General features: G+C 69.7%; 12 protein-coding genes. 5 read left to right on the top strand and 7 right to left on the bottom strand.

Features of this window, described 5'->3' with window-relative positions; translation table 11 throughout:
• Positions 1 to 9: 9 nt before the first annotated feature.
• Positions 10 to 1,008, top strand: coding sequence for an MvdC/MvdD family ATP grasp protein (locus ACTJJK_RS12060; RefSeq protein WP_051885004.1), 999 nt, complete (start codon positions 10 to 12; stop codon positions 1,006 to 1,008).
• Here ACTJJK_RS12060 and ACTJJK_RS12055 read toward each other — a convergent pair.
• Positions 951 to 1,274, bottom strand: coding sequence for a YbaY family lipoprotein (locus ACTJJK_RS12055; RefSeq protein ID WP_031372122.1), 324 nt, complete (start codon positions 1,272 to 1,274; stop codon positions 951 to 953). The two genes, ACTJJK_RS12060 and ACTJJK_RS12055, sit on opposite strands and share 58 nt — an antisense overlap.
• Positions 1,275 to 1,384: 110 nt before the next feature.
• Positions 1,385 to 2,161, bottom strand: a complete 777-nt coding sequence (locus ACTJJK_RS12050; protein WP_031372121.1) for an SDR family oxidoreductase — start codon at positions 2,159 to 2,161, stop codon at positions 1,385 to 1,387.
• An 85-nt stretch (positions 2,162 to 2,246) separates the two neighbouring features.
• On the opposite strand from ACTJJK_RS12050, the gene ACTJJK_RS12045 reads away from it, so the two are divergent.
• Positions 2,247 to 2,483 carry a hypothetical protein gene (locus ACTJJK_RS12045; RefSeq protein WP_440730302.1) on the top strand — a complete coding sequence of 79 codons (237 nt, stop codon included), beginning with the start codon at positions 2,247 to 2,249 and terminating at the stop codon, positions 2,481 to 2,483.
• A 75-nt stretch (positions 2,484 to 2,558) separates the two neighbouring features.
• On the opposite strand, the gene sppA is transcribed toward ACTJJK_RS12045, so the two are convergent.
• Positions 2,559 to 4,445, bottom strand: coding sequence for a signal peptide peptidase SppA (gene sppA / locus ACTJJK_RS12040; RefSeq protein ID WP_408952013.1), 1,887 nt, complete (start codon positions 4,443 to 4,445; stop codon positions 2,559 to 2,561).
• 112 nt (positions 4,446 to 4,557) lie between these two features.
• The gene (locus ACTJJK_RS12035; RefSeq protein WP_081930882.1) at positions 4,558 to 5,988 is read right to left on the bottom strand and encodes an MATE family efflux transporter; all 1,431 of its coding nucleotides are present in this window, start codon (positions 5,986 to 5,988) and stop codon (positions 4,558 to 4,560) included.
• A gap of 121 nt (positions 5,989 to 6,109) precedes the next feature.
• Between ACTJJK_RS12035 and ACTJJK_RS12030 the strand changes: the two genes are divergently transcribed.
• Together ACTJJK_RS12030 and ACTJJK_RS12025 are read left to right on the top strand one after the other, a co-directional pair.
• Positions 6,110 to 7,588, top strand: a complete 1,479-nt coding sequence (locus ACTJJK_RS12030; RefSeq protein ID WP_440730301.1) for a DUF3667 domain-containing protein — start codon at positions 6,110 to 6,112, stop codon at positions 7,586 to 7,588.
• On the top strand, positions 7,585 to 7,914 hold the full coding sequence (locus ACTJJK_RS12025) for a DUF4286 family protein (RefSeq protein WP_161786116.1): 330 nt from the start codon (positions 7,585 to 7,587) through the stop codon (positions 7,912 to 7,914). Before ACTJJK_RS12030 ends, ACTJJK_RS12025 begins: the two co-directional genes overlap by 4 nt.
• A 54-nt stretch (positions 7,915 to 7,968) precedes the next feature.
• Here ACTJJK_RS12025 and ACTJJK_RS12020 read toward each other — a convergent pair whose 3' ends face one another.
• The 3 genes from ACTJJK_RS12020 to ACTJJK_RS12010 form a co-directional block, all read right to left on the bottom strand.
• A complete protein-coding gene (locus ACTJJK_RS12020) occupies positions 7,969 to 8,286 on the bottom strand; it encodes an antibiotic biosynthesis monooxygenase family protein (protein ID WP_031372116.1) in 318 nt (105 codons plus the stop codon).
• A 94-nt stretch (positions 8,287 to 8,380) separates the two neighbouring features.
• Positions 8,381 to 9,025 carry a DUF3106 domain-containing protein gene (locus ACTJJK_RS12015; RefSeq protein WP_440730300.1) on the bottom strand — a complete coding sequence of 215 codons (645 nt, stop codon included), beginning with the start codon at positions 9,023 to 9,025 and terminating at the stop codon, positions 8,381 to 8,383.
• Positions 9,012 to 9,944, bottom strand: coding sequence for a hypothetical protein (locus tag ACTJJK_RS12010; protein ID WP_440730299.1), 933 nt, complete (start codon positions 9,942 to 9,944; stop codon positions 9,012 to 9,014). Before ACTJJK_RS12010 ends, ACTJJK_RS12015 begins: the two co-directional genes overlap by 14 nt.
• 542 nt (positions 9,945 to 10,486) lie before the next feature.
• Between ACTJJK_RS12010 and ACTJJK_RS12005 the strand changes: the two genes are divergently transcribed.
• Entirely contained in the window at positions 10,487 to 12,739 is a 2,253-nt protein-coding gene (locus tag ACTJJK_RS12005; protein WP_223621313.1) for a primosomal protein N', read from the top strand.
• The last annotated feature ends 185 nt before the right edge of the window (positions 12,740 to 12,924 follow it).

Genomic DNA, 12,924 nt, shown 5'->3' with positions numbered 1-12,924 from the left:
GAGCGTGCCGTGATCCTGCTGATTTCGCACCAAGCCGATGCCCATGCCCGTTGCGTGCTCGACCATCTGCAGGCGATGGAGCGACCGGCATTGCTGTTCGATCTGGCCGAGTTTCCGGATCGCGCCACGCTCTCGATCGATTACGCCGACGGCGCGCGTCCGCGCATCGACTATGCGCGCGCCGGCGGCGAACGCCATGCGCTCGACGAGGTGGGCTCGGTGTGGTGGCGCCGGCCGCAGGCGCCCGACCTGTCTTCGGTCACCGATGCGCAGGCGCACCTGTTCACCGCCAACGAATGGAACGAGGCGCTCAACGGCCTGTGGCGTCTGCTCGGCGACGCGCGCTGGATGAACGAGCCCGGCCGCGACGATGCCGCCTCGCGCAAGGCCGCGCAGTTGCGCATCGCCGCCGAACTCGGCTTCAAGGTGCCGCGCACCCTGATCAGTTCCGACCCGCAGCGCGTGCGCGAGTTCGTGCACGCGCTGGGGCCCGGCGCGACCGTGCACAAGACCTTCTCGTGCACCCATGCGGTGTGGCGCGAGACGCGCCTGCTCGGCGAGGACGACCTCGCCCACCTGGACACGGTCAGGCTGGCGCCGGTGATCTTCCAGGAGTTCGTGCCGGCCGCGGCCGACATCCGCGTCACCGCGGTCGGCGGGCGCTTGTTCCCGGCCGAGATCAAGCTCGACCCGGTGCCGGGTTCGATCGATTTCCGTCCCAACCTCGGCGCGGCGACGGTGCGCGAGCACGCGCTGCCGTTGCCGCTGCGGCAACGGCTGCTGGCGCTGATGCAACGGCTGGGCCTGGAGTACGGCGCGATCGACCTGCGCCTCACCCCGCAGGGCGAGTACTACTTCTTCGAGATCAACACCGCCGGCGAATTCCTCTTCATCGAACAGCGCACCGGGCAGCCGATCGGGCGCGCGGTGGCCGAATGGCTGGCCGGAGCTCAGTCGATGCGGCTGACGACCAGGGTCATCTCGGCGGAGGCGGTGCGCAGCGGGTAGGCACGGGTGGTGATGTAGTCGCCGACGGTGACTCGGCGGTCGCCGTCGCGATCGACGTGGACCCAAAAGGTGGCTTCGTCGGCGCTGGTATCGATCTCGATGCTCAGCGGCACGGCCTTGGCGTGCTCGGGCACGACCGCCTGCCATTCCTGCAGGGTGCGCGCCGGTGCGTCCTCGAACGAGGTGTCGCGCAACTGCACCCGCACGGGGCTGCCGGCCGGAAGTTCGGCCCCGTCGGCAGCGACGATGGTCAGCGAAACGCGCATGCCCGAAGTATACGCCCGCCGCTCATGCGCAACTGCCAAACCGCGCCCAGCAACGGGGCGCGGGCAGGCTCGCCCGGCCGCATCTTTCGGCGCGACCGGCGCCGCCGGGTTCAGAAACCGTAACGCTGGAAGCCGCCGTCCACCGCGATGCATTCGCCGGTGATGTAGCCCGCCGCCGGCAGGCACAGGAAGGCGACCGCGGCGGCCACTTCCTCGGCTTCGCCGATCCGGCCCAGCGGCGTGCGCAGCAGCACCTCGTCGAGATAATCCGGGTCGGCGAGCTTGTCGGAGGTGCGGCGGGTGCGGATGTACCACGGCGCGACCGCGTTGACGCGGATGCCGTCCTCGGCCCATTCGACCGCGAGGTTGCGGGTCATCTGGTGCATCGCCGCCTTGCTCATGCCGTAGGGCGCGCCGGTGCGCACGTGCAGGTTGCCCGACACGCTGCCGATGTTGACGATGCTCGACGAGGCGTGGCGGGTCAGCAGGGCGTGCGCATAGCGCGACAGCTCGAAGGCCGAGAACAGGTTGATCTCGAAGATCTGCCGCCACTCGTCCTCGGTGTAGTCGTTGGTCGGCTTGCTGCGGTTGCCGCCGGCGTTATTGACCAGGATGTGCAGGCCTTCGCCGAAATCCTCGACCCAGTCGAGCAGCTCGCGGCGCTGCTCGTCGTCGGCGACGTCGGCGACGAAGCCTTGCACCTCGCGTTCGGGAAAGTCCTCGAGCAGCTCGGCCCGCGCCGATTCCAGCGCCGCGGCGTCGCGCGCCGCCAGCAGCACGTCGGCGCCGAAACCGAGCAGTTCGCGGGCGATCGCGCGGCCGATCCCGGCGCTGCCGCCGGTCACCAGCGCGAGCTGTCCGTCCAATCGCCAACGTTTCGGGTCCATGCCGTCCTCCAACCAGTCTCGGATCGACGCGCGAGCTGCGCGACGGGCGTAGCATAACGGCGTTCGCCGACCCAGGACGCCCGCCATGACGCCTCACCGGACCGTACCGATAGCCTCATCCCTGGCGACCGCCGCGCTGCTGTGTGCGCTGGCGGCCTGCTCCAAGCCGCAACCGCCGGACAAGGAGCGTCCGGTCGAACCGCAGGCGACGCAGCTGCGCGATGCGATCCAGCAACCGATCGAACAGGCGAAGTCGACCGAGGCCGCGGTCGACGAAGCCGCGCAGCAGCAGCGCGCGGCGATCGAAGCCGCCGGCGGCTGAGCCGGCGCCGGGCGCAAAAAAAACGGGCCGCGATGCGGCCCGTTTGGTTGACTCGGCGAGCGGGGCGAACCCGGCTCAGAGCTCGCAGAAGCAGTAGGCCAGCGCCTTGATCGGCACGCCGCTGGTCGGCTTGACCGAGCTTTGCAGGAAGCGCAGGTCGGCGGCCGCCTGCGGCATCGCCTCGCTCAGCAGACCACGGGCGAAATCGGACTGGCCGAGCAACGCCGCCCCGGCCCGGCTCTGGGCGAAGCCGGCGAAGAAACGCTCGAACGGGGTCGGCATCTTCTCGACGTAACGCACGCGGTAGTCCTCGACCTTGCCGAGCTTGGCGCGGGCGGCGACGTCGGCGATCGCTTCGGGCAGGCCGCCGAGGGCATCGACCAAACCGCGCTCCTTGGCTTGCGCGCCGCTCCAGACGCGGCCGCGCGCAACCGCATCGATGTCGGCGACCGGGCGCTTGCGCGCCGTGGCGACGCGACCGGTGAAATCGGCATAGCCCTTGTCGATGACGTTCTGGATCACCGCGCCGACTTCCGGCGACAGCGGACGGGTGATGTCGAAGGCGCCGGCCAGGCGGGTGGTGCCGACGCCGTCGGTGTGCACGCCGATCTTCTCGAGCGCGCGCGGCACGGTCGGGATCATGCCGAAGATGCCGATCGAACCGGTGATGGTCGAGGGATCGGCGTAGATCTTGTCGGCGTTCATCGAGATCCAGTAACCGCCGGAAGCGGCGAGGTCGCCCATCGACACCACCACCGGCTTGCCGGCCGCCTTGAGGGCGACGATCTCGCGGCGGATCTGCTCGGAGGCGAACACCTCGCCGCCGGGCGAATCCACCCGCAGCACCAGCGCCTTGACGTGATCGTCGTCGCGCGCCTCGCGCAGCAGGGCCGCGGTGGAGACGCCGCCGATCGTGCCCGGCGGCTGCTCGCCGCCGGAGATCTCGCCTTCGGCGACGACGATGGCGACCTGCGGACGGGTGTCGGCCGGATTGACCACGCGGTCGAGGCCGGCGACATAGGCCTCGAACGAAATCTGACGGAAGCCGCCGTCGGCGTCTTCGTCGGCGACGCCGCGCTTGGTCAGCAGAGTGTCGACTTCCTCGCGCGTCTTCAGGCCGTCGACCAGCTTCTGCTGCACCGCGTACTTGCCCAGGTCGCCCTTGACCGCGGCCAGGCGCTGCGGCAATTCGTCGATGCCGGCGGCGAGCTGGGCCGGATCGAGCTTGCGCGCCTTGGCGACGTCGCCGAGGTAGCGCGACCACAGATCGTTCATCCAGAACAGGTCGGCGGTCTTGGACTCTTCCGAGGCGGCGTCGAGGATGTAGGGTTCGGCGGCCGACTTGAACTCGCCGACGCGGAACAGGTGCACGTCGACGCCGAGCTTGTCCTGCAGGCCTTCGCGGTAGTACTGGCGATAGCGGCCGAGGCCTTCGATCAGCAGCCCGCCCATCGGGTCTAGGAAGACCTCGTTGGCCTGCGCCGCGATCAGGTACTGCTTCTGGTCCATGCTCTCGGAGAAGGCGATGACTTCCTTCTTGCTCGCCTTCAGGCGCGCGACCGCTTCGGACAGCTCGCGCATCGAGGCCATGCCCGAGGTCTGCAGCTTGTCCAGGCGCAGCACGACGCGCTCGATGCGCTTGTCGTCCTTGGCCGCGTCCAGCGCGCGCAACAGGTCGCGCAGCTGCACTTCCTCGTTCTTGTCGCCGAAGATGCGGCCGAGCGCGCGCGAGGCCGGGTCGCTGCTGTATTGCTCGACCAGCGCGCCTTCCGGCGCGATCACCAGGGTGGTGCGATCCAGCAGAGGCTGTGCCCGACCGCCGAAGACCACGGCCAGCAGAAAGAAGAACAGGAAACCGAAGAACACCAGGTTGAAGATCAACCGGCGGGTGAAGTTCATCGTGTCCCAGGCGCCGACGAAGAAACGGGCCAAGGGGCCGCGACGCGGGGCGGTATCGTTCATTGCACAGGCTCCATGTGTACAGGCGCAGACTAACCCGGCGCGGTGTCGGGTTTCATCCGCCATTCGTAACGCAGATTTTCAAGCGGTAATGGGCTTTTAGCGCAGCCGTCGTTCAGGCTTCGCGGGTGCAACCGGTCTCGCGCGGATCGACCTCGTGCGGCGACTCCTCGGCCATGCGCCGGGCCAGGCGCTCGGGCTCGCTGGAGCGCATGAAGCGCGTGCACAGCAGCACCGAGGCCACGGTCAGGCCGGCGATCAGGCCGATCCACATGCCCTTCGGGCCCCAGCCCAGGCCCAGGCCGAGGCCGGCGCCGACCGGCATGCCGACGCCCCAATAGGCCAGAGCGGCCAGGATCATCGGCCTGCGGGTGTCCTTGAGCCCGCGCAGCGCGCCGGCCGACAGCACCTGGATGCCATCGGGGAACTGGAACGCGGCGGCGTACAGCAGCAGCGAGGCGGCCAGGGTCGCGACCGCGGCGTCGGCGGTGTAGAAGCTCACCAGCAGATCGTTGGCGGTCAGCAGCAGGATGCCCGAAAGCAACTGGGTGCCGACCACGATCGCATAGCCGGCGAACGCCGCGTTGCGCACGCCGTGGTAGTCGCGCCGGCCCAGGGAATGGCCGACCCGCACCGTGGTCGCCTCGGCCAGGCCCATCGGCACCATGAAGCACAGCGCCGACAGGTTGATCGCGATCTGATGCGCCGACGCCGGCACTTCGCCGAGGCGGCCGATCAACAGGGCGGTGACGATGAACAGACTGCCTTCCATCAACACCGTCACCCCGATCGGCAGGCCGGTCGCGAGCAGGCCGCGGATGGTCGGCCAATGCGGCGGGTCGAAGCGCTCGAACAGGCGCAGGTCGGCGAAGCGCCTGGCCTTGCGCAGCACCAGGAAGAAGCCGATCGCCTGCACCCACAGCATCGCCGCCGAGGCGATGCCGAGCCCGCCCGCGCCCATTTCCGGCAGACCGAACTTGCCGAAGGTCAGCACGTAGCCCAGCGGCAGCAGGATCAACAGGCCGCCGGCGCTGAGCAACATCGTCGGCAGAGTCCAGTGCAGGCCCTCGCTGAGATAGCGCATGCAGAAGAACAGGGTCAGCGCCGGCACGCCCCAGCGGATGCCGTGCAGGAAGTCGCGCGCGCCGGGAATGATCTCCGCCGCGATCCCCATCGCCGCCAGCGCGTGCGGGATCAGGGTCAGGAACGCAAACAAAAACACGCTCAGCAGCACCGCCATCCACAATGCTTGGCGGAACAAGCCACCGATTTCGCCGCGGCGGCCGGCGCCTTCGAGCTGCGATACCGAGGGCGGCACCGACAGCAGGGTGCCGATCGGCACCATCATCGGCAGCCACCACAAGGCGGTGCCGATGGTGACCGAGGCCAGGGTGGTGGTGCTGTGGTGGCCGGCGAGGGTGTTGTCGACGAAGCCGATCAGGCCGGTGGAAACGTGGCCGGCGACGAGCGGCGCGGCCAGGACGACGGTAGTACGGATCTCCCCGGCCAGACCGGCGCGGGAGATGGAAGGAGATGACGCAGACATGGGAGAGGACCAACAGCACGACTGCGGCCGCGCATCCGGTCTAGGGCGCTGGCGCCGGGTCGCGGCGGACGGCTATCTTACCCGCTCGAAAGTGAAGGCCGGGGAGCCTGATCGATTCCAGATGACCGACTCTTCATCTTCGGCCGCCGGCGGCCATGGCGACCTGACTCATTGCGAGAACTGCCAGACCTTGTTGCAGGGGCATTACTGCCATGTCTGCAGCCAGTCGGTGGTCAACCCGATCCGCCACGCCGGCCACGCCCTGGAAGAGGTGTTCGAGTCGTTCTGGCACCTCGACGGGCGCATTTTCCGCACTTTGCGCGATCTGCTGTCTCCGGGCCGGGTCGCCCGCAACTACATCGGCGGCCATCGCGTTCGCTATGTCGCGCCGCTGCGCCTGTTCGTGATCGTCTCGGTGCTGACCTTCTTCGTCGCCCAGTTCGCGATCCACATCGACGAGGGCACCCAGGGCTTCGACGTGCACACCATGCAGAACACCACGGTGCGCCTGGGCAACAGCAAGAAGCAGATCAAGAACGCCGACAGCATCGTCGAGGTCGAAGCGCTGCGCGCGCGCACGGTCAAGGAACTGCAGGCGGCCAGCCAGGCGGTGCCGGCCGAGGCACGCAACGCTATCGACACTTCGATCAACACGATCAACCGCCAGGCCGACAAGCGCATCGAGAAACTGCGCATCGACCAGGGCCTGGACGCGAAGCAGGTCGCCGAGCAGAAAGCGGCCGGCGTGCGCGACGCGTTCGTGCCCAAGAGCGGCACCCTCGAAGCGGCCAAGACCCTGGCCGAGGTCGAACGGGTGCGCGACGAGCGCATCGCGCCGCTGCAGGCCGGACTGGCCAAGCTGGCGCCGAAATCCACCGCGGCGATCGAGCAGGCCAACAAGATCCGTCTGGTCAACGCCGAAGCCGGCTGCCGCGCCGCCCAGTTGCAACAACTGCATGCGCTGGCCAGCGAAGGCCCGGTCGCGCGCAAGTCCGATCCGGAGCGCTACGGCGAGACCGATTGCGAAGACATCGGCGACCCGCTGTCGTTCAACGGCAAGGCCTGGAACGCGCAGACCAATCCGCTGGCCGTGAGCTGGTGGCCGAAGGCCGCCAACGACTGGCTCAACAAACAGGTCGGCCGCGGCGAAGCCAACATCAAGCGCCTGCGCAAGGAACCCTGGCGCTATGTGCACACGCTGATCAGCGCGGTGCCGACCGCCCTGTTCCTGATGGTGCCGCTGTTCGCGCTGTTGCTGAAGATCGCCTACCTGGGCTCGGGGCGCGGCTATCTCGAACACCTGGCGGTCGCGCTCTACAGCCACGTCTACCTGTGCCTGTCGATCCTGGCGATGTTCGTCTTGATGCTGCTCGGCGGCGCGATTACTCCGCACTGGCCGGGCTTCGTCTGGATCGGCGGCTGGGGCATCGGCCTGCTGTGGGCGTGGATGCCGATCTATCTGCTGATCATGCAAAAGCGCGTATACGGCAACGGTTGGCTGGTGACCCTGCTGCGCTACAGCGTGATCGGCACGCTGTATTTCTTCCTGCTGACCTTCGCCGCGATGATCCTGGCGGTGGCCGCCGTGGTGCGGATGTGAGCGCGCATTCCGCCGGCGAGGTGGTCTACGAGGTCACGCTCGACCTCGACGGCGCCATCGCCGACGAGTATCTGCAGTGGCTGCGCGCGCATATCGCCGAGATCTGCGCCCTGCCCGGCTTTCTCGGCGCCGACTTGCACGAAACCCTGGAACCCTCGGCGCCGGACGGCCGCGTCGGCTTGTGCGTGCAGTACCGCCTGCGCGACCGGGCCGCGCTCGAGGACTACCTGCGCGAACATGCGCCACGGCTGCGCGCCGACGGCATGGCGCGCTTCGGCGGCCGCTTCAACGCCTCGCGCCGAGTGCTGCGGACGCTGCAGCGCTGACTCGCGGGCGGCTTGCGCGGTTGCACTGATGTTGCGGCGACGACGGCGCGACGCTCAGGCCATCGCCGTCTTCGCCCCGACCACCGCCGTCGGCGCGTAATGCCGCATTTCCTCGATCGCGCCGATGTAGCCGCGGATCGCGGCGAGAAAGTCGCGGAACTCCGGACTGCCGCGGAAGCCCTGCAGATGGCCCTCGGCGCTGTCCCACTCGATCCGCAGCAGATAACGATGCGGTTCGTCGAGGCAACGCGAGAGCTCGTAGGCCAGGCAATGCTTTGATGCGTCCAGCACGAGAGCGGCGCGCGCGTAATCGCGCTCGAAGGCCGCGCAGGCGTCGGGTTCGAGGGTGTAGCGGATGTATTCGACGATCATGCGTGCAGGCCTGGCGGAGGGTCGCGCCGACGCTAGCAGGCCGCGGCGACGGCGGATGTAACAAGGCTTGCCGCCGCCACCGCCGTCACAAGGCTCAGCGCTGCAGTTCTTCGCTGAGCCAGGCGCCGCGGTTCGGCGCCGGGGTCGCCAGCAGCCCGCTGCGCAGGCGTTGGCGGTCGTGCGGCGGCGTGCGCTGGACCAGCACCGCCAGGTCCTTGCGTTGCATCGGCGTCATCGCGCGCAAGGCCTCGCGCATGGCGCCGTGCTGGGCTTCGGGCATCTGCGCCAGCAAGGGCTGCAGGGCCGGGTAGTCGGCGCCGAGCGCAGGCCCGAGCAACCAACCGCGGCGATCGCTGCGGTCGATGGCGTCGAACTGCGCGCGCAAGGCCTGCTGCTGGTCGGGCGGCAGGGCCGCGTAGCGTGCCGCCGCGGCCTGGGTCTGGGCGCGTTCCTCGGCGCTCAAGACCTGCCAGGCCAGATAGCGTTCGCGGCGCTCGCCGCGTTGCTGCACGCTCAGGGCATCCCACTGCGCCGCACGATGGTTGAAGTCGCGGCGTTGATCCGGGCTCCAGCCGGCCCAGCGCTTGGCGTTTTCCTGCAGCCGCACCTGTACCGACGGCGGCAGGCGCTGCAGGATCTCGCCGAGATCGGGCGGCAGGGCCGCGGCCGGGGTCAGCGCCGCCACGGCAGCCAGGACCAGGCCGCATACCCAACGGCGCGGGGAATCACTGCGGCGCATCGCTGCTCTCCAGGCCTTCGCTTTCGGGGGCGTCGGTTTCCGAACCCGGCGCCGGCGCGCCGGCGGGGGCCTCGGCGGCCACCGGCGCATCGGCCGGAGCCGGCGCCAGCAGCGGGATGGTGCCGGCGTCGCGCGCGGCGAGCCAGCTGTGGAAGTCGACCTCGGCCGCGGCGGCCTGGCCGTCGGGGTCGGCGAGCAAGGCGAAATCGCGGTGGGCGATCAGCCCGGCCTCGTGGCTGTAGCGCTGGGCGGGCGCGGCGGCCTCCGGCAAGGGGCTGACCCGCACCCCGTCGGGGCCGCCGAGCCAGCCGCCGGCGAACCCGCCGAACGGCCAGAAGGTCGCCGCGAACGCCAGCACGCACAGCGCCAGCAGGCTCCACAACAGCGGCATCAGCCAGCGCGGACGCGAGCGCGGCGCGGCCTCGGCACGGGCCCCGGCGGTGGCGGTTACCGCCACACCCTGCAGGGCCGCTTCGCGGACCTGACCGAGACGGGCCAGGCGCTCGGCCGGCAGGGTCTTGATGCGGCGGTGCACCTGCTCGCGCAGTTGCTGCCAGGCCTGCGGATCGGCGCGGCCGTCGGCATGACGCGGCAGGGCGCGTTGCAGGGCCAGGCGATAGGTCGCCGGAGCGACGCCGAGCACCGCGGCGGCCTCGCCCTCGCCGAGCCCGGCGGCCAGACGCAGCAACAGGGCGGCACGCGGGCCGCTGCCGAGGTCGGCGAGACGGTCGGTGGCCTCGACCGCGATCGCGACCGGGGTGCGGTGGCGCAGGCCGGGCTGGGTCAGCAGCAGCGCCCAGAACCGGGTCGGCCAATCGCTGAGCGAGGCGTCGGCAGCGACCTGGCGGAAACCGGCCATCGCCGAAGCCAGCGCGGCGTCGCCGGCGGCGGCATCGCCGGCCTGCAATTCGGCCAGCACGGCGCCGCGCCGTTCGACGCCCCGAAGGAAGGCCGAGAGGGCTGCCGGAGCGTTTTGCCGGGGGGCGGTAGAGCTGGGGGACGGGGGTCTGGAACTCATCGGAACGACTTCACCATACGCTCCATCATAGCGAGGCTGGCGGCGTGCAAAACCGCTTGACAAAGCGCCGACGCGCGCCAGCGCGAAGCAGGACGCGGCCTGCGATCAAAAGTGGTTGTGCACAGCAGTAATGGAAACGTCATCAAGCCTCGGTTTGCCGGCAGCGAGAACCGCATGACAGCCATGTTTCACGGCTAAGGCTCTGATAAATATACAAATAACCGCGTTGGCACTTTTTTCACCAACCTAACCCGAGGGCTTATTTCAACGCTCTCGCGCATCGCTGCCGACCCGCCATGCACAGATTTATCCACAGCCCGTGTGGATAAGGGGGATTTCCCTTGGTATACCGCAAGTTACGTGATTAATGTCACGTAATAGCGAGCTATGGCCTGCAACTCCTTCGGCTGCCGCCGATCGTTCCCGGTCGCTAGACTGGCGTCATGCCCGAGGCCCTGTTTCCACCGCCGTCGACCGTCTGGCGCGTCGCCCTGCCGCTGCCGTTGCCGCGGCTGTTCGACTATCTGCCGCCTGCGAGCCAGGCCGACGGCGACGCCGCGGTCGGCCACCGGGTGCGGGTACCGTTCGGCCGCCGCGAGCTGGTCGGGGTGGTCGCCGAAGTCGGCGCGCCCGAGTACGAGACCGACCCGGCCGCACTCAAGACCGCCCTGGGCCGGATCGACGCCGACCCGCTGCTGCACGGCGAGCTGTTCGACTCGCTGCGCTGGCTGGCCCGCTACACCCATGCCCCGCTCGGCGAGGTCCTGGCGACCGCCCTGCCCGGGCCGCTGCGCCACGGCGAGCCGCTGCCCGACACCCATGCCTGGGCCTGGTGCCTGACCGAGGCCGGCCGCACCGGCCGCGAAGGCCTGCGCGCCGGCCGCCCGCGCCGCCTCGCCGACCTGCTGCAGGACGGCCCCCAGGACGAGGACCGTCTCGACGAGGCCCTGGACGAGTGGCGCAGCGCCGCGCGCGCCCTGGCCAAGCGCGATCTGGCCGAGCGCATCGCCGTCCCGGCCAGCGCGCGTGCGCCGGCGCCGCGCCCGGGGCCGGCGCTCAACGAGGAACAGCAGGACGCCGTCGACACGGTGTTGGCCGCCGACGGCTTCGTGCCCTTCCTGCTCGACGGCGTCACCGGCAGCGGCAAGACCGAGGTCTACCTGCACGCGATCGCCGACTGCCTGGCGCGCGGCAAGCAGGCCCTGGTGCTGGTGCCGGAGATCGGCCTGACCCCGCAGACCCTGGCGCGGTTCCGCGCCCGCCTCGGCGTGCCGATCCACGCCCTGCACTCGGGCCTGTCCGACGGCGAACGCGCCCGCACCTGGGCCGCGTTCGCGCGCGGCGAAGCGCGGGTCGCGGTCGGCACCCGCTCGGCGGTGTTCCTGCCGCTGCTGCAGCCGGGCCTGATCGTGATCGACGAGGAACACGACGGCAGCTTCAAGCAGCAGGACGGCATCCGTTACCACGCCCGCGATTTCGCCCTGGTCCGGGCCAAGGCTTTGAACATACCGATCCTGCTCGGCAGCGCCACGCCGTCGCTGGAGTCGCTGCGCAACGTCCAGGCCGGGCGCTACGGCCATCTGCGCCTGCAACGCCGCGCCGGCCAGGCGCAGGCGCCGCAGGTGCGGGTGGTCGACGTGCGCAAGCGCCCGATCGAGGCCGGCCTGTCGCCGGAATTGGTCGACGCCATCGCCCAGGCGCTCCACGCCGGCGGCCAGGTGTTGGTGTTCAAGAACCGGCGCGGCTATGCGCCGGTGCTGTTGTGCCACGACTGCGGTTGGACCGCGCACTGCCCGCGTTGCAGCACCCCGCTCAAAGGCACGCCGATGACCGTGCACGGCGGCGGCCGGCGCCTGCAATGCCACCACTGCGGTACGCGCCGGCCCGCACCGAACGCCTGCCCCGACTGCGGCGGCCTGGCCCTGCAATCGCAGGGCGCCGGCACCGAACGCATCGAAGAGTCCCTGAGCGCGCGCTTCCCCGATTACCCCGTGCGCCGCATCGACCGCGGCACCACTCAGCGCCGCGACGCGCTCGAACAGCATTTGGCCGAATTCGGCACCGCGCCCGGCATCCTGGTCGGCACGCAGATGCTCGCCAAGGGCCACGACCTGCCGAACCTGACCCTGGTCGCGGTGGTCGGCATCGACGAAGGCTTGTTCAGCGCCGACTTCCGCGCGCCGGAAAAACTCGCCCAACTATTGATCCAGGTGGCCGGCCGCGCCGGCCGCGCCGACAAACTCGGGCAAGTGCTGTTGCAGACTCATCATCCCGAGCATCCGCTGCTGCATACGCTGTTGACCGGCGGCTATGCCGCGTTCGCCGAAACCGAGCTCGCGCAACGCGAAGCCGCCGATTTTCCGCCGTTCGCGCACATGGCCCTGCTGCGCGCCGAAGCGCAGGAGGTCGACGTCGCCAATGCGTTCTTGGCCAAGGCACGGCGCGAGATCGATGCCTTCGCCGACCCGCGCCGGCGCCCCGCACCGGGACAGCGCCCCGCCCTGGAGATCAACGGCCCCTTGCCGGCGCCGATGCCGCGCCGCGCCGGTTACCAGCGCGCGCAATTGATCCTGACCGCGCTGGAACGGCGCCATCTGCACGCCGCGCTCGATGCCGCCCTGCCGGCGATCTACGCCTGCCCGGAAGCGCGCAAGGTGCGCTGGTCGCTGGACGTCGATCCGATCGATTTGTACTGAGCCGCGCTTGTGCCCCCTTTGAAAAGGGGCTGTGGAGTTGCCGTTGCCGTTGCCGTTGCCGTTGCCGTTGCCGTTGCCGTGATTTTGATCTGCTTTGCGGCTTTACCGGTCAAGTGGAGACCCGGAGGGCGGCGCACAGGACGTGCGCCGTTTTCCGATAAGACAAGGATGTCTTATCGGAAAAT

It is taken from the genome of Lysobacter sp. 22409 (assembly GCF_052045105.1).
In the GTDB taxonomy this organism is placed as follows: domain Bacteria; phylum Pseudomonadota; class Gammaproteobacteria; order Xanthomonadales; family Xanthomonadaceae; genus Lysobacter; species Lysobacter antibioticus_B.
The sequence above is the reverse complement of the archived record's forward strand: the minus strand, read 5'-3'. Positions and strand labels throughout refer to the sequence as shown.